18 protein-coding genes are annotated in these 20,940 nt (G+C 36.5%); 3 read left to right on the plus strand and 15 right to left on the minus strand.

Features of this window, described 5'->3' with window-relative positions; translation table 11 throughout:
• The first annotated feature begins 203 nt into the window (after positions 1 to 203).
• Positions 204 to 1,760 carry a glycosyltransferase family 2 protein gene (locus ACFQRG_RS17330; protein ID WP_380968396.1) on the plus strand — a complete coding sequence of 519 codons (1,557 nt, stop codon included), beginning with the start codon at positions 204 to 206 and terminating at the stop codon, positions 1,758 to 1,760.
• Positions 1,761 to 1,788: 28 nt separating this feature from the next.
• Here ACFQRG_RS17330 and ACFQRG_RS17335 read toward each other — a convergent pair whose 3' ends face one another.
• Both ACFQRG_RS17335 and tagD read right to left on the minus strand, forming a co-directional pair.
• Positions 1,789 to 3,969, minus strand: coding sequence for a CDP-glycerol glycerophosphotransferase family protein (locus tag ACFQRG_RS17335; protein WP_380968399.1), 2,181 nt, complete (start codon positions 3,967 to 3,969; stop codon positions 1,789 to 1,791).
• A gap of 115 nt (positions 3,970 to 4,084) precedes the next feature.
• A complete protein-coding gene (tagD, locus tag ACFQRG_RS17340; protein WP_380968401.1) occupies positions 4,085 to 4,474 on the minus strand; it encodes a glycerol-3-phosphate cytidylyltransferase in 390 nt (129 codons plus the stop codon).
• A gap of 351 nt (positions 4,475 to 4,825) precedes the next feature.
• Here tagD and ACFQRG_RS17345 point away from each other — a divergent pair, with 351 nt between their 5' ends.
• Positions 4,826 to 6,082, plus strand: coding sequence for an aminopeptidase P family protein (locus tag ACFQRG_RS17345; protein ID WP_380968403.1), 1,257 nt, complete (start codon positions 4,826 to 4,828; stop codon positions 6,080 to 6,082).
• Between the two features lie 22 nt (positions 6,083 to 6,104).
• Here ACFQRG_RS17345 and ACFQRG_RS17350 read toward each other — a convergent pair whose 3' ends face one another.
• The 12 genes from ACFQRG_RS17350 to ACFQRG_RS17405 form a co-directional block, all read right to left on the minus strand.
• A complete protein-coding gene (locus ACFQRG_RS17350) occupies positions 6,105 to 6,896 on the minus strand; it encodes a hypothetical protein (RefSeq protein ID WP_380968405.1) in 792 nt (263 codons plus the stop codon).
• Between the two features lie 165 nt (positions 6,897 to 7,061).
• Positions 7,062 to 7,811, minus strand: coding sequence for a flagellar motor protein MotB (locus tag ACFQRG_RS17355; RefSeq protein ID WP_380968407.1), 750 nt, complete (start codon positions 7,809 to 7,811; stop codon positions 7,062 to 7,064).
• On the minus strand, positions 7,804 to 8,610 hold the full coding sequence (locus ACFQRG_RS17360; RefSeq protein ID WP_380968410.1) for a flagellar motor protein: 807 nt from the start codon (positions 8,608 to 8,610) through the stop codon (positions 7,804 to 7,806). Before ACFQRG_RS17360 ends, ACFQRG_RS17355 begins: the two co-directional genes overlap by 8 nt.
• A 101-nt stretch (positions 8,611 to 8,711) precedes the next feature.
• Positions 8,712 to 9,575, minus strand: a complete 864-nt coding sequence (gene galU / locus ACFQRG_RS17365) for a UTP--glucose-1-phosphate uridylyltransferase GalU (RefSeq protein ID WP_380968412.1) — start codon at positions 9,573 to 9,575, stop codon at positions 8,712 to 8,714.
• Positions 9,576 to 9,611: 36 nt separating this feature from the next.
• Positions 9,612 to 10,580 carry a mannose-6-phosphate isomerase, class I gene (manA, locus tag ACFQRG_RS17370; protein ID WP_380968414.1) on the minus strand — a complete coding sequence of 323 codons (969 nt, stop codon included), beginning with the start codon at positions 10,578 to 10,580 and terminating at the stop codon, positions 9,612 to 9,614.
• Positions 10,581 to 10,676: 96 nt separating this feature from the next.
• Positions 10,677 to 11,108, minus strand: coding sequence for a hypothetical protein (locus tag ACFQRG_RS17375; protein ID WP_380968416.1), 432 nt, complete (start codon positions 11,106 to 11,108; stop codon positions 10,677 to 10,679).
• A 166-nt stretch (positions 11,109 to 11,274) separates the two neighbouring features.
• Positions 11,275 to 12,174: an LCP family glycopolymer transferase gene (locus ACFQRG_RS17380; protein WP_380968418.1), complete on the minus strand. Its 900-nt coding sequence runs from the start codon at positions 12,172 to 12,174 to the stop codon at positions 11,275 to 11,277.
• Positions 12,175 to 12,362: 188 nt separating this feature from the next.
• The gene (locus ACFQRG_RS17385; protein WP_380968420.1) at positions 12,363 to 14,582 is read right to left on the minus strand and encodes a PA14 domain-containing protein; all 2,220 of its coding nucleotides are present in this window, start codon (positions 14,580 to 14,582) and stop codon (positions 12,363 to 12,365) included.
• A 214-nt stretch (positions 14,583 to 14,796) separates the two neighbouring features.
• Positions 14,797 to 15,042: a GlsB/YeaQ/YmgE family stress response membrane protein gene (locus tag ACFQRG_RS17390; RefSeq protein ID WP_380968436.1), complete on the minus strand. Its 246-nt coding sequence runs from the start codon at positions 15,040 to 15,042 to the stop codon at positions 14,797 to 14,799.
• Positions 15,043 to 15,252: 210 nt separating this feature from the next.
• Entirely contained in the window at positions 15,253 to 16,632 is a 1,380-nt protein-coding gene (locus ACFQRG_RS17395) for an N-acetylmuramoyl-L-alanine amidase (RefSeq protein WP_380968422.1), read from the minus strand.
• Positions 16,633 to 16,819: 187 nt separating this feature from the next.
• The gene (locus ACFQRG_RS17400; protein WP_380968424.1) at positions 16,820 to 17,866 is read right to left on the minus strand and encodes a YkvI family membrane protein; all 1,047 of its coding nucleotides are present in this window, start codon (positions 17,864 to 17,866) and stop codon (positions 16,820 to 16,822) included.
• Between the two features lie 131 nt (positions 17,867 to 17,997).
• Complete coding sequence (locus ACFQRG_RS17405) at positions 17,998 to 18,129, minus strand: YjcZ family sporulation protein (protein ID WP_380968426.1); 132 nt, start codon at positions 18,127 to 18,129, stop codon at positions 17,998 to 18,000.
• 401 nt (positions 18,130 to 18,530) lie between these two features.
• Here ACFQRG_RS17405 and ACFQRG_RS17410 point away from each other — a divergent pair, with 401 nt between their 5' ends.
• Entirely contained in the window at positions 18,531 to 19,712 is a 1,182-nt protein-coding gene (locus tag ACFQRG_RS17410; protein ID WP_380968429.1) for a MalY/PatB family protein, read from the plus strand.
• A gap of 161 nt (positions 19,713 to 19,873) precedes the next feature.
• Here the strand turns inward: ACFQRG_RS17410 and ACFQRG_RS17415 are convergent, their stop codons facing one another.
• A complete protein-coding gene (locus ACFQRG_RS17415) occupies positions 19,874 to 20,659 on the minus strand; it encodes a 3-hydroxybutyrate dehydrogenase (RefSeq protein ID WP_380968430.1) in 786 nt (261 codons plus the stop codon).
• Positions 20,660 to 20,940: the final 281 nt, after the last annotated feature.

A 20,940-nucleotide genomic window follows, 5' to 3' on the forward strand; every position in this document is an offset into this window, starting at 1 on the left:
ACTTATATAGATTAATATTAAATTTTTAGTCTATATTATTCATTTCGACATAATAACAGGGTTTTCTACCGTTTTTGTTTTATACAATAAAAACCAATCTATTTTTGAAAAATAATTACAATTCCATCAAAGGTCATAAAATGTCAAGTTTAAAGTATAATAAACGAAATGATGTATTAACAAAAAATTTTGAGGTGAAAAACGTGGCAAATATCAGTGTTGTTATTCCTGTTTATAATGTCGAATCTTATCTGGACAGTTGCCTGGAAAGTATCATAAATCAAACCTATCCGGTACACGAAATTATTGCTGTTAACGATGGATCAACAGATCAAAGCGGTCAGATACTTGATAAATGGGCTCAAAAATATAACCACATTCACGTCATTCACCAATCAAACAGCGGTGCACCGGGCGGTCCCAGAAATAGAGGTATTAAATTGGCAACAGGAGATTACCTTAGTTTTATTGATCCCGACGATGTTATTGAAAATGATTATTATGAATCTGCTTTAAAAAATGCAATTGAAAACGATCCGGACATTATTGTTACAAATATTTTAAAATTTAACAGTAAAAAAAAGTGGATGCCGCCAACCTTTAAAAAACTCGGTCTTTTCCAACAAAATCAATTAACCAGCCTCATCAACACCCCAAATTTAATTCACAATTTAGGGCCTGCTAATAAACTCTTTAAACAAACATTTTTGACAGCTAATAATCTTCATTTTTTAGAGGGTTATGCTTATGAGGACGTTCATTTTACAAGCTGCTGCTACTATCTTGCTGAAAAAATATACATATGTAAAGACGCTACATATTATTGGCGCCGGCGCGAAGGAACAGATAACCTTTCAATTACCCAGCAAAAACATTTGTTTCAATCCGTTTTAGACCGTATTAAAATTCATAAATATATTGATGAATTTCTGGAGATGCATCATTTAATTGAATACAGATATATCAAAGATTCCCGTGCTATTCTGGACTTTATACGTCATGGTAATTCACTTTATGAGTTTACTTCTGAAGATCAAAGTCAATTTTTTGAATTAGTTAATGCTTACCTGGATACTATTGATAAAAAGGCTTATGAGTATTTGCCGCCTTATGCTAAAAGATATTATTTAACAAGGCTGTTCTTTTTAAGAAATCGGCTCGATTTTGAATTAGTGGCATCAGCAACCTCTGATTATGGCTTTTTACCGGCCATTACAAAAAATACAGATGGCAAACCAAAAATACTTTTTGACCTTAAATATTTAAATTCAGATTATGGCAATGACGAGCTTTATTATGATGAGGCCGGGGTACCGGGGAGCTTAATAACTGCAAACGCTTTTCTAAATAAAGGATTAATTGATAATGAAAAGTTTTTCTTATCCGGTTATGGATATATCGATTACATGAATGTATATAGAAAAGAACAAATCAGTATCAATGTTCTATTACAAAAGCGAGGTTCTGATAAAGAACTGACTTTTCCGGCAGAACTTCATCCCAGTCCGGAAATTAACAGCGTTATAAATCATAATTACTGCGGCTTCTCGGTCGAGGTCCCTCTTCAACAAATCAGTTCTTTAATGTCAGACGGCGGCATTATTGATATTCGTTTATCTATTACCATTGACGGTTTAAAAAAAATAAAACGGCTTGGGCTTTCAAATGATCTGGATCCCCAAAATCCGCCTATTGAAAACCATTCCGCAGAGTTAGAATTATATATTACAAAAAAAGGAAACCTGTCCATAAAAAAATAAATAATTTATATATAACAAAGCCACCGCTTTAACTTTCAGCGGTGGCTTTGTTTTGAAAAAATACCTCTTCAACAACTTTTTTTGAGGATTCGCCTGATTCAAGATAACAAAAACGTTGATAAAATCTCTCAAAAGTTTCCGGTAATGCGAACTGCTTAGCCTCAAAACCATTGATAGCCTCAATAACAGCTTCTGTTGTTTTAACTAGAGGTCCAGGCGCATTTTTCTCGATATCAAAATAAAATCCGCGAAGCTTAGTACGATAACGCTCAATGTCATAACAATAAAAGATAATAGGGCGCCTTAAATTGGCATAATCAAAGAATACCGACGAGTAATCAGTAATCAGCAAATCAGCCACTAAATATAAATCCCGAATATCTTCATGGTTTGAAAAGTCAAAAGCAAAGCCTTTGTATGGCGTTAAATCGAAATTCTCCGCGACAAGATAGTGCATACGTAAAATAACAATATAATCATTCCCTAATTGTTCTCTCATCTTAGCAAGATCAAGGTCTAAATCAAATTTATAACGGCCCTTGCCATAAAATTGATCATCCCGCCATGTCGGAGCGTATAGAACGACCTTCTTATCTAATGGGATATTATATTTGCTTTTTAAATGATTTATTGTTTCCGGATTATTATTTGTAAATAAATAGTCATTTCTCGGATAGCCTGTTTCGATCATTTCATTGTTAAATCGAAAGGCTCTTCGAAAAATAATTGTTGAATAAGCGTTAGGAGAGACCAAATAATCCCACCTGTTTGCTTCTCTCGTAAAATTCCTTTTATATTTTTTAGTATTTGTTCCCGGCATATGAACTTCTTCCATGTCAGAAGCTAACCTTTTCAACGGTGTTCCATGCCACGTTTGCAAAAAAACTGTATGTTTAGGCTTAGGCAGCCAAAGCGGCATACGGGTATTAATCACCCAGTAACGTGCCCTGGCCATTAGGAACAGCCAGCGAATTGAAAACTTTTTAACATATTTTACATTTATATTCTCAAACGTATGGACATGCCTTTTATCGACACTCCAATACATCTTATATCCGGGGTAATTTTCTTGTAAATATTCAAAAATTGCTCTTGGATTATCGCTGTATTGTTTACCATGAAAACTTTCAAACATGACTAAGTTATTCTTAGCCGGCATACGGCCAATAATTTTAAATGCACGCTTATACAGTTTTTTTACTTTAGGGCCGCGTTTAAATTTAATCAATTTTGAACGCATCTCACCTAAAAAGCTATAATTTGAAACGGTAAATGATAAATTGAGGCTTTTTGTACTTTTTAAAACAAATCTTTTCTTTCCATTTCTTGTACTAAGAACGACAGAATCAAATAATTTAAGTTTTTCTTTATTATATTGTAATTTTATAGGTAAACTTTCCAAAATTTCGCCTTTATTTTCATTGCTTAATTCTAATTCTATGCATACTCTTAATGAGCTTAAATCAGACGGTATTTCGGCCTGCCGTAAATCCAAATTAATCTGAAAGCCGGCCCATTTAAAGTTTCCATGCTTATATTTTTCATTAAGATCATTGCGTTCTATATTCTTCGCTTCAAACTTTCCTTTAAAAAGATCATTTCCCTCAAAATCGTCGCTCTTGTCTTTTAAAACAACCCTTTTTATGATGTCTTTTTCGTTTTGAACAGTCCATAAAGGGCAAAAAGCGTAACCGCTTAAAGACAGCATGCCTTTTTTACTTATATTCGCCTGTTCAACCTTTGCAACGACATTCGTTTCCAAAGCATTAAATGACACATTTCCTTTATTAGTCGTATAAGGGACGAGCAGTCTGCCCACATTTTCAAAATAAACATAAAAAAAGTCCAATTCCAGGGTGCCGCTCTTTACCCTGTACTTTTTTTGAAAATCTTCGTAATTAACACAGATATATGCGTCCCATACAGCATCTTCGCCGGCTAATTCAGGATGTGATATGAGGTCCAGCTCCCCTTCAAGATAAAGAAAGTCGCTGGATCTCTTAAATGTATTTAATGGAAACGATATTTCTATATTGTTATTCCGGTCAATTAAAAGAAATTTTTTATCAGGGTCGAAGGTTTCAATATTTTCAGTTTCTACAGGGACATGTAACCGCAGGCCCAATTGGATATATAAAAAGTCATCTCTTAACTCAATGTGGTGAAGAGTACGATGCTTCATCTCCTGCAAGGATTGAGGTAAATTCATAATTAAGTACTCCTCTCGCTTAACACATGCAATCCAATCATTAATTAATATTTTTTACTAATTCATATTATATATTCAGACTTTAAATATAAAATTTATATTGATTTTAAAGCTACTAGACGGATAGTAAATCCTTTTTAATTTTTGTCGTAGAAATCCCCTCAGTTCTTGGCAAATAAACAACTTGACAATATTCTTTAAGGAAATCAAATTTACCTTCCCAGTCATCCCCCATGACAAAGATATCGACATTATGTTCGATAATATCATTTACTTTTTGTTCCCAGTTATTTTCAGGAATAACTTCATCCACATAACGAATCGCTTCGAGAATTAACTTTCTATTTTCGAAGTTATGGTAGGCCTTTTTATCTTTTATAGCATTAAATTCATCCGTTGAAAGAGCTACGATTAAATAATCCCCTTGTTCTTTGGCTCTTTTTAATAAATTTATATGACCCCAATGAAGCAAATCATAGGTCCCATAAGTGATCACTTTTTTCATTGAATAAATCTCCTTTTTAAGAGTCTTAATTTTAAAGATAAATCCTTTTAAAGAAATAATCCTTCATTTATAATATCTATTCGAACTGAACACCTGATTATTTACCTTATTAATCTATAAAAATTTTATTTTATTTTTAAATCAAACATAAAAATATTATACGGCTAAACATTTATGATTTCAATTTATAAATAAAGTGACGGAATCTAAGTTAATCCGCTTAAAAGTTACATATACAATCCAGACATTTATAAAATGTTTCATATATAGATATCCGAAATATTAGTTATTTCATCGTCATTCGTTTACAATAGAAATGGAAACCATTTAATGAAAAGTGAGGGATATTTAATGGAAGCCTCTTTCTTTAAAAATAATCGCGAGAAATTATTAAAAAAAGTCAAAGACCGCTCAATCACTGTTCTATTTGCCGGTACTGCTCCCCACAAATCCGCAGATGAAGATTATGCTTTTGCCCCAAACCGCAACTTTTATTACATAACAGGCATCGATGAGCCAAAAGTGATTTTTGCTGCTTTGAAATTCAATGATAAAGTGGAGGAACATTTATTTATTGAAAAGGCTGATCCTGTCCTTGCCAAATGGATCGGAGAAAGCATTTCAAAGGAACAGGCCCAATCTGCTTCGGGCATCGAAAAGATCAATGATTTGGACTCATTTGATTCCTTTATTCAACAACAATTGCTGCAGCATCCATATGAACACCTTTATCTTGATTTGGAACGGCGAAGTGATGATTCTGTAACGCCTGCCCATATTTTTGCTCAAAAGGGTGAAAAACTTTATCCTTATTTAAAATGTCATGACCTTTATCACGATATATGTGAACAACGTTTGATTAAATCGAAAGAGGAAATTGACAATATAAGAGAAGCTGGCCGCATTACTTCTGAAGGTATTAAGCACTTGATGAGCCATGCACAGCCGGGGATGAAAGAATATCAGCTTGAAGCTTATTTCAACTTTGTCTTAAAAACTCAGGGTGTAAAAGATTTTGCTTTTAAGACGATCATTGCCAGCGGAAAAAATGGTACAGTCCTTCATTATTCCAAAAATAACAGTACAGTTAATGACGGCGATCTTGTTCTTCTTGACCTTGGTGCCTCTTACAATTATTACAGCGGTGATATCAGCTATACTTTTCCTATTAACGGCAAATTCAGCGAGCGCCAGAAATTATTTTATAATATCGTATTAAAGGCTCTTAGAGAAACAACAGAATTAGTCAAACCGGGAAGAAAGTTTGCTGAACTTAACGAATATACGAAGAAGGTCCTTGCAGAAGAATGCCAAAAGGCGGGTTTAATTGAGAGGCCTGAAGAAATTAGCAAGTATTATTACCATGGTGTCAGCCACTCTCTTGGCCTTGATACACATGATGTCGGAAATTATAGAGACCGCGAACTTGAACCGGGTATGGTCATCACAATGGAGCCTGGTTTATATATTGAAGAAGAAAGCATAGGCATACGTATTGAGGATGATGTCTTAGTAACAGAAGACGGTTATGAAGTTCTTACTAACGACCTTCCGCGCTCTGTAGAAGAAATTGAAGCCTTTATGGAAGAAAACCGCTTTAACAAATAAACTCGCCATTCGGCGAGTTTATTTACAATTTTTGCCCGGTAAAATAATCCCCAAGATAATCAGCCCACATATCAAGCCCCTTATGATTAGGCTTCAAGCCTGAAGCGTCCAAAAGATTGTCTAATTTATGATTACTCTGTGGCCATCTTTTTAAATAATTTAAATAAGTTAAATCGTTTTTATTTGCATATGCTTTAATTTCTTTAAGACGATCATTAATGTAAGGTTTTGAAGTGACTCTGTTTGGCGGTTCTGTCATATAAGCTGTTTTCGGCAGCGCCTTTTCAATATCCTGCTTCATAAACATCATAATATCTTCCGTGTCGGACGTTGTCACTTGCTCGTCATCCTCAATAACCGGCGGTGTATAAATAACAGCATCAGGTCTTTGCTTAATAATCTTTTCCGCACCGTCATTGTGATAAATATCATGTGAATTTTCATTATGGAAATTAAGCGCAGAAACTTCAAAAACCTCTTTACCGTAGGCTTCATCAAGCAGGCTTTGAAGCCGTTCGCCAACCTTTAAAATAGATTTATCCCCTGTTATAACAATCTGAATCGGCTTATCGCCATCATGAAACTTATTTATCTTCTCCTTTAAAACCTTTGGGAGATGGCTTGTTAAGGACTTGATTGATTTTTTACTGCTGTTATGGGTATAAGTGCGGTTAGAAGAGATTTGTTTGGAATCACTCAAACTGCCCTTAGCTTCAGCCGCTGTTTTATTAATTTTATGCTGCCAATAAACTCTTCCGGCGCCGATAGTAAAAATACAAATCAAAATAACACATATAATACCAAATTTCTTCATTTACCTTCTTCCTTCACATCGTTTCCCTTATCATACCGAGAAAATTGTAGATTTGTAAACATTTTTTTCTTGTTTTATAGATCTAATGGCCTAGTTTTCTAGAAGTTAGAATTTCGAAGTTGGAGGTTAGATGGTCCGGAACCGGTGATTTGCCGATTCCTTAGTCTATGGGGTACTGTCATGTCTAAGTACAACGATATTAACCCTGCGGTTCATTGCTTTATGCTCAGGGGTGTCATTTTTGACAATTGGCTTATATTCACCATAACCGACAAATTGCATTCTGCTTTTCTTTAATCCATCACGCTGAATAAGATAATACATAACAGTTTGGGCTCTCGCACCTGATAATTCCCAGTTTGATTGAAATTTTGAATGACCCCTCATTGGCGTATTATCTGTGTGTCCTTCAATACTAATATCATTAGGCACTGTATTTAAAATTCCTCCAACCTTGCCAAGGACCGGCTTTGCCTGATCTTTTAGTTCAGCACTGCCCAGATCAAATAAAATACTCTCTTTAAATGTTAGCTGAACGCCTTTGGGCAGGTTTTTTAAAGTCATGTCAGCTTTTAGACCATTTTTATTAATATATTGATTCAATTTAACATAAAGCTTATCAAGCTGTTTATTATTCTCTTTTTCCTGTTCTTTATCTTTCTTAACGGGTATCGCCGGTATATCGGAGGTTGTTTTTTCCGGGGGCTGAACCGTTTTGTCCAAAATAGCATCACCCTGAAATGCTGTACGGAGCGAATTGATCAGAACGTTAAATTTTTGATTCTCTACCTGGCTCATAGAATATAGAACAACAAAAAAAACAAGCAGTAAAGTAATAAGATCAGAATAAGTGATCATCCAGCGATCCTGATTTTCACTTGTTTCATATTTTCTTCGCCTTCTTTTCTTACTCATTGAAGGCTGCCTCCGTCTCTATTTTTTTATCTGTTACGCGGCGCTTTTTATCTTTATCTGTAAAGGCCATTAATTTTTTACGTAAAATTGTCGTATTCTCCCCGTTTTGAATGGACATTAATCCTTCAGTCTGAATATCTCTTATTAATATTTCTTGGGCAAGACGTACTTTAATTTTATTAAAAAGCGGTAAATAAATAACGTTGGCACTTGCTATACCATACAATGTCGCAATAAAAGCAACGGCGATAGAAGGGCCTAAATTTCCGGGCTCTGAAAGATTCCCAAGGACATGTACAAGCCCCATAACGGTACCAATAATCCCCATTGTTGGAGCAAATCCGCCCGCTGACTCGAAAATCCGGCCGACAGACAGGATATTTTCCTCATAAAGCTCTATGTCCCGATTTAAAATATCCTCAACCATCTCCGATTCAACACCATCAACAATCATTTGAATGCCATCTGCAAGAAATTCATCTTCTTCATATAACTGACTTTGTGCTTCTAAAGCGAGCAGCCCTTCCCGTCTGGAAATATTTGCCAACTCCGTCAATTGCTCTATAACTTTATCAGGTTGTGGGGTCTTCTTATAAAAAGCATATTTTAATATAAATGGCACCTTCTTAAGCGTTGCTAAAGGGAAACTGATAACAACCGCACCAATTGTTCCGCCAAAAACAATAAGTGCCGCCGTTCCCTCGAACAGTGAACCAAGGGACCCTCCTTCAAGCAGAAAACCCATCATTAAAGATACGATTCCTATAATAAAACCAATGACAGTTGCAAAATCCACCATACTCACCCTCTCATTTGACTGTCTATTTATGTTATCGGTTAGTTTTTATCGTATTTAAAGAAAACCGGCAGCCGAGAAAAAATCCCGGCTGCCGGTTTTCTTTATTTAACAATTGTTTTAAGATAATTCAACAAGTCTTCTTTTAATTCCGGCCGTTCTAAAGCCATTTCAATCGTAGCAACTAAAAAGTTGAATTTATTTCCTATATCATAGCGCTTCCCCGCAAAGTTGTATGCAAGTAAATTTTCTATCTGATTTAATTTGTTAAGTGCATCGGTTAATTGAATTTCTCCGCCTGCACCAGGTTTTTGATCTTCCAATATCGGAAATATATCAGGTGTCAAGATATAACGCCCCATAATTGCTAATTGAGAAGGCGCTTCATCTTGATCGGGCTTTTCTACTAAATAGTCTGTTTCACTTAATCTTTCTTGAAGTTTTCTTTTAATAGAAACAATACCGTAGTCTGATACGCGTTCCCGGTTTACCTCTTGAACCCCGATCATCGGTCGTCCGTAACGGGTATAAATATCTATCATTTGTTTAAGAACCGGTTCGTTTGACGAAATGACATCATCACCAAGCAAAACGGCGAACGGCTCATTGCCAATAAAATTTTTCGCACAAAAAATAGCGTGTCCTAACCCCTTAGGCTCTTTCTGCCTAATATAAAAGATATTAGCCAGATCTGAAATCTCTTGTACCTCTTTAAGTTGTTCTATTCTCCCTTTTTCCCGTAAAACCTCTTCTAACATTAAAGATTTGTCAAAATGATCTTCAATCGCTCTTTTACCTCTGCCGCTGATAATAATGATATCCTCAATACCTGATTTCACCGCCTCTTCAACGATATATTGAATTGTCGGCTTATCAACAATCGGTAACATTTCTTTTGGCTGAGCCTTTGTTGCCGGTAAAAATCTCGTTCCCAACCCTGCCGCTGGTATGACCGCTTTCTTAATCATTTACAGCCCTCCACATCAAGCATCTTATGTCATCGTTTATTGGTCTAATGCCACAGATGGATGAGATACAATGATCTCAACATTGCCATCAAGTTCAAAAACATCAATTCCTGCTGGAACAATCAAATGGTCGCCCTTTTTTATTTGATATGTTTTACCATCAACATTCATGCTTCCATCTCCGGAAATGACACTGGCTAAAAGAAACGGCTGAGCCTTTGATACCTTCGCAAAACCCCGGATATCCCAATGCTGTACAGCGAAATATTTTTCCGAAACTAATTCTTTGAAAACGGCTTGAGAGTCTTGATGAATCCTATAATTAAGCTCTGGATCACGATGAGGATATTGTGTCACTTCAATGGACGGGTCAATATGGAGCTCGCGCGGTTTGCCGTCACTCCCTTTACGGTCATAGTCATAAACCCGATAGGTAATATCAGAGCTTTGTTGAGTTTCAAGAATCATAATCCCGCCGCCGATAGCGTGTATTGTTCCGCTGGGTACGTAAAAGAAATCCCCCGGTTTGACTTTGACGCGGCGAAGCAGTTTGTCCCATTCACCCTCATCAACCATTGCCCGGAAATTTTCTGGAGATTGAGCATTATGGCCATAAATAATCTCAGCGCCTTCTTCGCAATCAATAATGTACCAGCATTCAGTTTTTCCATACGGCTGATTTTCCTTTTTACGGGCATATTCATCATCAGGGTGTACTTGAACAGATAAATCAGTTTTGGCATCAATTATTTTTGTCAGTAATGGAAACTCTCCGTCGGCGTAAGAGCCAAATAATTCAGGATGCTGTTCCCAAACTTGGTTAAGTGTTTTACCTTTTAAAGGACCGTTTTTAACTTTTGAAGGGCCGTGAGGATGAGCCGAAATCCCCCAGCATTCTCCGGTTGTTTCAGAGGGGATATCATAACCAAATGCCTCTCTTAATTTTGTACCTCCCCATATTCTGTCTTTAAAGGATGGTTCTAAAAATAATGGTTCATGTCTCATCAAATTCCTCCTTAAGTCACGTTACAGGGTATAAAATTATCTCAAAAAAATAGCCATTTATAAAGTTAAAAGTCCTGACTCAGGTTTACTTCTTGTTTATCCTTTTATATGCATTCCTTTTTTATCCGAATTGGTTCGGCCAAAAAATAACTTTTTAAAAAAAAGTCCAATGAGCCTCAGACAAAGGTATACAGCAAAAAAAGCAATAAAGCCGTAGATCCCGGAAGCGGCGTCCCCAAAATCCATCACACCTCTGCCTGTCACTTTTTGTTCAATTTCAATCGCAAATACAAACACAAGCAGAACTGTAAACGTATAAATAAGAGAAATGACTGTTATACTCCACCGGGATATGATTTTAAACATGACTTGAACAACTATAAAAATAACGATGCCTATTAAACCAATAATCCAAAAATGTAAATCTTTATCCGCAAAATGAAAACCCATCGATTCAAGAACTTGTTCAATTTTATCGTGGATCACATTTATAATGCTGACAATTAATAAAATAATGCTTTCCATCATTGATCACTCTGTCTCTAAATAATTTTGAGAGACGAAATCGCTCCCTTAAGCATATATTTTGCACGACAATCTATCAATTGGCAATGGATATTCTCTAGATTAATTGGGCCATTTAACCACTTAAAGAAAAACCCGCCAGACGGCGGGTTTCATTAAAATAAATAGACTATTGTTTTCCTAATTGCTCCATAATCATATTGTGAACTTTTTGTTTTTCTTGATCACTGACAAGTAAATAATAAATACCGTTTATTTTTGTTCCCTGACCTTTAATTTCATAATTCCCTACATTATTTCGAACACCCCGGTAATTCTCAGCAATACTTTTCATTTCATCAAAGGTCAAATTTGTTTTCACGTTGCCTTGGATAGCATCTAAAATATCATCATATCTGGAAACGGATGAAATGCTCGCAGCTTTATTAACAATTGCCATAATAACTTGGCGCTGACGTTCGTTCCTGCCAAAATCCCCCCGTGGATCAAGATGCCTCATACGAACATACCCGAGTGCTTTCGGGCCGTTTAATTCAATATTCCCTTTCTGATAATAATAGCCCTTTTTATAGTAGCCCTCATCATGCCAGCTTATATCGTTATAAACAGTAACTCCTCCAACTGCGTCAACAAGCTTAGACAAGCCTTCCATATTCATTTTGACATAATAATCAACCGGTACATCCAAGAAATTTTTAACCGTATCCATAGCCATTTTCGTGCCGCCGTAAGCGTAAGCTGCGTTAATTTTGTCAATTGTGCCGCGGCCGGCAATTTCTGTTCGTGTATCCCTTGGGATTGAGATCATTTCCATTTTATTTGTTTTTGGATTTAATGTCATATAAATCAATGTATCAGAGCGGCCTCTGTCATTTGGTCGCTCATCTACGCCCATCAACAGTATTGAAATAGGTTTTTTATTACTCAATGTTGTTGTATGGCTGCCTACAGGTTCATAAATATTATTTGCTGTGGATTTAACCGAATGATAAAGGTAATAAGCATAAGCTCCTCCGCCAACAACAATTAATAAAATAATAACTCCTAACGTTATCAACACTTTTTTCATTAATTTTTCTTCCTTTACATGTTAATAGAGTATAATTCATGTCAAAGTATGTAAAAAATGCTACATCTTTTCTCATAGTATCATATTACTATCAAAATAAAAAGATATTATCGAAATTATTGAAACCCTATTTTTATAAAAAAAAACGGAAAAGGACGGAAATCATTCCGTCCTCTCAATGCCTTCTGTTAATTTCCATTAATAAAATTGTTAAATTTTTGAGCAATAGCTGCAATCTTAACAGCCCAGGCGTCATCTGTCGCATATTGATGCCAGCTGTTGTCATTTCTTAAGTTATCTAAAGTCGGTTGTGTATAGGCAAAGCTTGAACGATACAGTTGACGATCAACAAAGTTTCTGTCAATCCATATAGCACCGGCGATGATACCGCCTTCTGGCGTATTAAAAGTGAATGCGCCTTGAGCCGGTTGCGAATCAACTGCGCCAATCCCATAAAAATTATACTTTTTATTGACAATTCCTGAAGTTCCCCAGCCTGATTCTAATCCAGCATGTGAAACAACATAAATAACATTTAAGCCACTTTCCTTTGCGGCTTGTAAAAAGGCATCGCCCATACCGGTCATCATTGTATTTCTGCCGCCGGTTTGGCTGTAAATAAACGCATTAATTTGAGCGCTTGTGACATTTCCTTGCGTTTTATTTAATGGTGTAAAAATAGTTATATCGTTCGTCTTTTGGCCGACTTTATCAAATTCATATTTGATTAAATCGTATCCTTGGTTGCCGTCGGTGCTTAAAGCCCCCCAGATCCATCCTTCTTGTCCATTATCTGTTTGAATACGGCACCATCTTGAATATGTTCCGGAAGTTATTTTTTGCTCAAGGACTTTAACTTTTGAACCAGTATCCACACTGCCGGTACTCTTATAATTTGTACCCGGACCGGATCTTAAGGTTCTTGAATCTTTTACATACCACCAGTCATTAGTTAAGTCGTCAGTTAGGTAGGCAGACTGAACCCATCCAATTTTGCCGTCACTGGTCTTAACTTTTGCGGCATATTGATTAACGTCAAGAACTTGGACTTTGTCACCATATGAAAGTTTGGATAAACCATTTTGCATCGTCCAATTTGATAATTGTTCAAAATTTGAGTAAACAGGTAACTGAAAAGAAGAAACATATTGGAGACCAGAAAGATTAGAAGAGCCTGACGAGGTTTGTTTTACTTCAAACTTTAATTTCGCCGAACCAGTTGCTTCATAATAATCAATCTTGATATCGTGTATACCTTTATTTAAGGAAACCGAACTGCTTTTTAGTTTATATTTGCCATTCCCCCATGAATCAATGACAAGCTTATTATCAACATAAACTCTGGCGCCATCATCCGCCCATACGTTAAATTGATATCGATCCGTTGAATTAATAACAAGTTTTTTCTTAAATTCAGCAGAAAAGTTATCATTAGGGATTTTTTCATATGGCGACCCATGGCCCCAGTCAAAGTTGATATCCTTAATTTTGTTTAGTGCTTCTTTCCCGCCTACAATATACGGTATTCCTTGTAAATCCTTATTTGGATACACTTCACCCAGCCAGCCGTCAGCGGTTACTTGACTGTTATACGGGGTTATAGACACATTTAATTTGGCAATGCCTGTCTTATCATAATATTGAACCTCTATCCAATGGACATCCGGATTTTTTAAGCCGCTGTTATTGATATGCACTTTCACGGCATCTTCACGGTATTGACTTGCCGACCACCGGTCAATGACAAGCTTGCCGTCAAGATAAACTTTCACACCATCATCAGCACGGGCTCTTATAATATAATCACCTGGAGATAAATGCTTTGCTGTTACATACCTTGCCGAAAATTTATCACTCTGTACTTTTGGCATCGGTGATTTACGGCCCGGATCTTGATAGATGGATCCCGCAGAATTAGGCTTAATCACTTGTGCATTAACAGGCTTACCTTTTAAATCCATGTTGTTATAGTAATAAGCAAGCCATGAATCAAAAGGAACAATATCTGAATAAATCGCCGCTGCTCCAGTATCTTCATAATAATGGGTTTGTACAATATGATAGCCTGATAGATTAGGAAGAATCGCCCGATTCAAAGCGCCGGATGATTTGCTCCACCTGTTAATCACATATTTCCCGTCAACCGCCATTTTTACCCGGTCATCAGCAAGTGTTTGAACAAAATAATCGCCGTTTAATGTTTGCGATTGGTCAAACAACGCTGAAAAGTGATCATTCGGTATATTTAACGCCGGACTGCCGTAACCCCAATTATAATGAACAGCGGGCGTCTTTTTGACAAAGTTATCTTTGGCACTGGCAACGCAGGAAAATCCGAGTAAAATGACAAAACAAATTAACAAAAATAACCATATATTTAGTTTTCGACATAAAGCTATCTTTTTCACCCCCTACAATATTATTATCGGATACAGTTATTTATTTTTAATAGATTTATAAAGAAAATTTGTACGATAAGTAAGGCTTAAGGCACGGGATAGTACTGTTTAAGCCAATGTCTGATGAACACCTTTAGCCCATCTATTTTTCTTAATATATAAAATCATAGTTTTAAATAAAGACAAATAAAAAAAACGCCCTGTTCAGGCGCTTTAACTTTCTTTATCTCAATAACCGCAAAATTAAACTAATAATTACAATAAGAATAATAGACCCAATAATCGCTGGTATAATTGGAAACCCGCCGACAACCGGCCCCCAGGAACCAAGAATTAATCTGCCCAGCCATGCACCAATAAGTCCGGCAATAATATTTCCAATGACCCCTCCTGGGATATCTTTGCCAAGTATTAAACCTGCTAACCATCCAATTATGCCTCCAACTATAATCGACCAAATAAATGACAGCATGATGCGACACTCCTTCTGCAAACTCGAGCTAATCATCTTTTTGTAGTTTAACCAAAGAATGGATATAACAGTCAACAAAATGATTGTTATACTTCCTTTAGACAAACCTTAAACAAACGTTTAATTAAAAAAACCTCTGTTTTTTAATATAACAGAAAAAATCATCAGGCGGTAATAAACAACTATCGCCTGATGATCTACAAAAGCCTATTTAGTTTTAAAGTATTTAGACAAGCCCTCCGTTATACCTTCTGCTGCCTTTTCCTGATAATTCGTTGTCATAACTTTTGATTCTTCTTCATGATCAGATAAGAATCCTAATTCTATTAAAATCGCCTTCTGCTTATTATCTCTCAGTACGTGGTAGTCGCCAAATTTGACACCATCATCATTTAACCCGGTTTTATTTATTACTGATTCTTGAACGGAACGGGCCATGCTTAATTCCTTTTTAGGATAATAATAAAAAGTCATAATCCCGGTTACATTATGTTGCTTCGTTGAATTAAAATGAATACTGACAAACGCATCCGCATGGTGTGACTCACTATATGAAACTCTATTATCTAAGCTGACATAGTGATCGGTTTTTCGTGTTAAATAAACATGTGCGCCTGCTTTTTCTAACTGCGCCGCAACAAGTAACGACGTTGAAAGTGTTAAATTCTTTTCCAGAACACCGTCAACACCTGTCGTGCCATCATCATCACCGCCATGACCCGGGTCGATAACAATACGCTTTCCTTTAATTCCTTTTATGCTTGTCCGCTTTTTATCCTGATGATCAGATGAGATTGATATGGTGTCATCCACATTTGAAACAAGCCAATTGGCAACCCAACCGACAGTTCCATCTTGTAATTGAACTTTAAGCCACTGTCCTGATTGATCTAAGACATCGAGTTTCTCACCGGCGTCCCGTTTAGCCGCAACCCCGTAATCTGTTCCCGGGCCAAGCCTAATATTTACATTATCTTTATTAATAATCACTGATTTTTGGTGTTTGGAATCAGTGCTATTATCCGTTCCCTCTTCATTTTTATTTAAACTTGTTTGATCGCTTGTCCCATCATCTGATGCAGTTTCATCAGAAGTTTCATCGCTGTTTTCTATATTTGTTCCATCTAGTTCATCCGATAAAATATTATTGTCCTGATTTCCCTTTGTTGATGCTTTACTTTTTTTCTTCTTTTTTGATGAAGCCTTATCTTTCTTTGAAGTACCATTATCCTTTCCCTTTTCCGAATCCTTATTTTTTGTAATTTTCGTGTCCTTATCACTTTTTTCTGATGAACCCTGGTCCTGTCCGCCGCTTCCCTTAATAAGGTATTGTGAAGCGACCCATCCTTTTCCGCCCGGATATACAATATTTGCCCATCCATAGGTTTCCTTAATCACTTGAACATTTGTACCGCTTTTAACGGATCCAATTTGTTCTGATCCGTTATCCGGCTGGCTTCGAACATTTAGAGATGGTACAACAACCTGATAAGTTTCTCCCTGGCTTGCCTGAGCCCGCGCGTGCCAAACATTAACGGCAAAGAGTAATAATAGAGACATTGTTAATAGCTTAATAGATTGTTTCAAAGACTCACCACTCCACTCTTTTCTTTATTTGCTAATATATTATTTTGGCGCCTGCTTACTCATTTCCTCTCTCGAAAATCTTGCTATTTGGTCGAAATAAAAAAACTTATTTGGAGAATTAAGGTGTAAAAAACCCCGAATGATGACCTTTTTTAAAGTGTTCATCATTCGGGGTAAAGTTTACCGGTTAATATAAGGTTTCCGTTTTCGACGGCATTTTAATAAATATAAAATAAATTAAACAAACCATACTGAAGTATCCATATAACGGGTATAGAGTGGATATTAAGAATCCATAGCTTATTTGACTAAAAAAGAACATACAAATAAGAATAATTAAGGTAATAGTTACTTGATTATATGAAACTAAACTTCCAATTTGCCTGGACAGCCCAAAGACATTGCCGATAAAAGTGGTAAAGATCTCACCATAAATAACAATAATAAAGGCAAGATGAATACCAAATCCAAAATATTTAACGATTTCGCCGATAGGAATCTCATAACCAATCGCGTGTTGATTATTTAGCAATACGAAATGGGCTAATAATAATAAAAACGTAAAACCTATGCCTCCAAATATACCGCCCCATTTTAGAACCTTTTCATCCTTTATCTCCTTTCCAACAGGAACAATGATGGCTAAAGTTGATACAACGACATAAGATAATGCACTAACCAGCCAGTGCAGGCCGCCGGCTGATGGTGTTGTCCATTCCGGAATAAACATATGAAAGCCATGATTCAAAAAATTCACCCATGATGATGAAATTGTAAACAGGAACATAATAGGAACCACTAATGAATTAATTGCAAATACCCCTTTTAATCCTTTCAATAAAAACATAAAACATAATAAAATTGTGATAATCAAACCTAACTGCTTTGATAAACCCAACTGCTCGCGAAATACTGCTCCCGCCCCTGACAACATCACTGAAGTTGTACCAATTAACATAAAAAATATAAATACATTAATAACGAATCCAACCCGGCGTCCAAACACAGCATCGTTTAATTCTTTATAGGAATAGGCGCCGATTCGATTTGAATAAATCAATAACTTTGTCCCTAAAAATGTGAAAAGGATACCGCTAATAAAGATGCCTAATGTTCCAAGTGAATTGTATTGGGTAAAAAACTGAACAATTTCCTTGCCGGTCGCAAATCCTGCCCCAACAATCGTCCCGATAAAAGTAGCTGCAACTTGAAAAGTTAACTTTACTTTATTCATAGGATACCTCTTCCCGTCACAAGACAACCAACGTATAACATATTCTATATGTATTAGAAACTCGTCCGTAATATGTATTAAAAAAGCGCCCATTATATGGACGCTTTTAAACATTTTCATGTTTTTTCAGTTTACCAGCACCAAGCGGCACCTATGATAATCAGCAATATAAATAATACTATAATAAGCGCAAAGCCGCCGCCGTATCCGCCGACTGCTCCGCCTCCGCAACCGCAAGCACCTGCTCCACCAGCGTAGCCCATTACCTGTCACCACCTTTTCCTCTAGCCTGATAACATAGTATGAACGTGGAGATTTATTGGTACTGGACATATGCTGATATTTATATAAACGGATTCAAAAACAGCTGACTTAAATCTATATATTTTAATGCAATTGTTATATTACTGTTTTCTATTTGTAATAAACTTCAGGTATCATATTAAGCCAATGATATTCTCCAGCTGACGTTCCACTCGCATGTGGTACGTCTTTTTTTATATCCCCTAATAAAATTCCACATTATAATGATGAAACAACATTATCAACATATGCCAAGTTCATTTTAATTTTCATAGTTCTAAAAAAGGGATATGATAGACCTAAGAGTGAACATTCTTTATAATCATTTTACTTATATTAAATATAAAGGAGGGTCTTTTTTATGCGCTACGACTTTAACAAAGAAATCGATCGTTTCAACACGTCTTCTGTTAAATGGGATGATACAGAAAACCTGTTTGGAGACAAAGATATTTTACCTATGTGGGTGGCTGATATGGACTTTCTTACACCACAGCCTGTTATTGATGCTGTACAAAAGAGAGCAGAACATGGTATTTACGGTTATACAATAAGACCGGAATCTTATTATGATGCCGTCATTGAATGGATGAAAGAGAGACACAATTGGCAGATTAAAAAAGATTGGATATGCCACAGCCCAGGAGTTGTGACGGGGTTAAGTCTTATTGTACATGCCTTTACACAACCTGGAGATAAGATTGTCATCCAGCCGCCGGTCTATTATCCATTTACAAATGTCATTAAAAATAATGGCCGTGAAGTTGTCCATAATCCTTTAAAGTTTGAAGATGGCCGATACACGATGGACTTTGATGATTTAAAGAAAAAGCTTGATTCAGATGCAAAACTTCTTATTATTTCAAGTCCGCATAATCCGGTTGGCAGGGTTTGGACAAAAGAAGAGTTGACTGAACTGGGAAATATCTGCCTCGAACATAATGTCATGGTTGTTTCTGATGAAATTCACTTTGATTTAATTTATAAAGGGTATACACATACACCTTTCGCATCCATTTCAGAGGCTTTTGCACAAAACTCAATCACTTGTACAGCACCAAGTAAAACCTTTAACTTGGCGGGCTTACAAACATCAAACATTATCATACCAAACGAAAATCACAGGAAAGCTTTCCAACAAACAGTTGCCGCCTTATCTGTAGGAGGCGCGAATCCATTTGGCATTGTCGCTTGCGAAGCAGCCTACCGATTTGGCGGGGAGTGGCTTGACCAATGTATAAGTTACCTGAACCAAAACTTAGATTTTTTAACAGAATACATTGACCAACATATTAATAAAATTAAGGTCATTCAGCCTGAAGGCACGTATCTCGTCTGGCTTGATTGCCGGGAATTAGGCCTTAACGCGAAAAAATTGGAAGAGTTAATGCAAAAGCAGGGAAAAGTCGCCTTTGATGAAGGCTATATTTTCGGTCCCGGCGGTGAAGGTTTTACAAGAATAAATATCGCCTGTCCCCGCTCTATATTAAAAGAAGGTTTAAAAAGAGTTGAAAATGCAGTCAATCGGTTTGTATCAGTTTAATAAGGAGTATCAATATTGAGTTCCAACGATATCTATAGAAACTGATTGATAACATTTCCACAATCACAGAAGTATTAGCCGGAGTATAATGTTGGCTCCGGCTATTTTTAGTCTTTTATAACGTTGATTTACACACAGTATTTTAATTTTATAGACACATTTTATTGTGCTAAATATCCGCCGTCAAGTGCAACGGCTTGTCCCGTTACGCCTTTACCTTTATCACTTGCAAGAAAGACAACATAATCAGCAATTTCTTTAACATCGAGCAGTCGATGCTGCGGAATAAGCGGGTTGAAAACTTCTTCAAAGACTTGTTCAGTTGGAACGTTTCGAGTATTTGCCACGTCCTTAAGTTGATTTTGTACAAGCGGTGTGTCTACATATCCCGGACACATGGCATTAACAGTAATCCCATGGGCCGCACCTTCAAGAGCAGCGACCTTAGTCAGGCCGATGACGCCATGCTTGGCGCTGCAGTACGCTGCTTTACCTGCAAAACCAACGAGTCCGTTAATTGAGGCCATGTTAATGATTCGGCCGTGTTTTTGTTTTTTCATAATAGGGAAAGCCTTTTTAGTTGCCATAAAAGGCGCAGTCAGCATTAGTTTAACCATAAATTCAAACTTATCTGTTGGAAAGTTCTCTATATTTTCAACGTGCTGAATTCCTGCATTGTTTACAAGAATATCTAGAGATCCGTATTGTTCTGTTGTATAAGCGATCGTTTTTTCAATTTGTTGTTCATCTGTAACATCACAGGCAATTGCGTTAGCCTCAAATCCTTTTTCTCTTAAATCCTTAGCTGCCTGTTCAGCCTTTTCACCATCCAAATCAGACAAAATAACTTTTGCGCCTTCTTCAGCAAATGCTTTGGCGATTTCAAGACCGATACCGCTCGCTGCACCAGTGACAACAGCGGCCCGTTGATCTAATAATTGAGTCATTATTAAGAGCCCCCTGTAAATTTTTATCATTTTCATCTTTATTTTAAATACCCTTAATTATAAACTATCAAACTTATATATTGGCAAAAGGCGGTAACTATTTCAAAGCTCTTTTCAACAGAAATCGCTAATATATCAGTTATTTTTTCTAGACAAGAACAAAATCGCTAGCGCGACTTAATTACTTCCCAAGTGTAGCCTTATCACTTGGGATTCTTTTTTGCTCGTCGCATAGTACCTTCACAAAAAGGACAGACTACCTCTACTTCTTCATGTTTTTC

The organism is Scopulibacillus cellulosilyticus (genome assembly GCF_042665295.1).
Classification (GTDB): Bacteria; Bacillota; Bacilli; order Bacillales; family Sporolactobacillaceae; genus Scopulibacillus_A; species Scopulibacillus_A cellulosilyticus.

Excerpts from the sequence above, each read along its gene's own strand:
- ACFQRG_RS17335 (WP_380968399.1), bottom strand. The coding sequence starts at position 3,969 with ATGAATTTACCTCAATCCTTGCAGGAGATGAAGCATCGTACTCTTCAC.
- tagD (WP_380968401.1), bottom strand. The coding sequence starts at position 4,474 with ATGAAAAAAGTGATCACTTATGGGACCTATGATTTGCTTCATTGGGGT.
- ACFQRG_RS17345 (WP_380968403.1), top strand. The coding sequence starts at position 4,826 with ATGGAAGCCTCTTTCTTTAAAAATAATCGCGAGAAATTATTAAAAAAA.
- ACFQRG_RS17350 (WP_380968405.1), bottom strand. The coding sequence starts at position 6,896 with ATGAAGAAATTTGGTATTATATGTGTTATTTTGATTTGTATTTTTACT.
- ACFQRG_RS17355 (WP_380968407.1), bottom strand. The coding sequence starts at position 7,811 with ATGAGTAAGAAAAGAAGGCGAAGAAAATATGAAACAAGTGAAAATCAG.
- ACFQRG_RS17360 (WP_380968410.1), bottom strand. The coding sequence starts at position 8,610 with ATGGTGGATTTTGCAACTGTCATTGGTTTTATTATAGGAATCGTATCT.
- galU (WP_380968412.1), bottom strand. The coding sequence starts at position 9,575 with ATGATTAAGAAAGCGGTCATACCAGCGGCAGGGTTGGGAACGAGATTT.
- manA (WP_380968414.1), bottom strand. The coding sequence starts at position 10,580 with ATGAGACATGAACCATTATTTTTAGAACCATCCTTTAAAGACAGAATA.
- ACFQRG_RS17375 (WP_380968416.1), bottom strand. The coding sequence starts at position 11,108 with ATGATGGAAAGCATTATTTTATTAATTGTCAGCATTATAAATGTGATC.
- ACFQRG_RS17380 (WP_380968418.1), bottom strand. The coding sequence starts at position 12,174 with ATGAAAAAAGTGTTGATAACGTTAGGAGTTATTATTTTATTAATTGTT.
- ACFQRG_RS17400 (WP_380968424.1), bottom strand. The coding sequence starts at position 17,866 with ATGAATAAAGTAAAGTTAACTTTTCAAGTTGCAGCTACTTTTATCGGG.
- ACFQRG_RS17405 (WP_380968426.1), bottom strand. The coding sequence starts at position 18,129 with ATGGGCTACGCTGGTGGAGCAGGTGCTTGCGGTTGCGGAGGCGGAGCA.
- ACFQRG_RS17410 (WP_380968429.1), top strand. The coding sequence starts at position 18,531 with ATGCGCTACGACTTTAACAAAGAAATCGATCGTTTCAACACGTCTTCT.
- ACFQRG_RS17415 (WP_380968430.1), bottom strand. The coding sequence starts at position 20,659 with ATGACTCAATTATTAGATCAACGGGCCGCTGTTGTCACTGGTGCAGCG.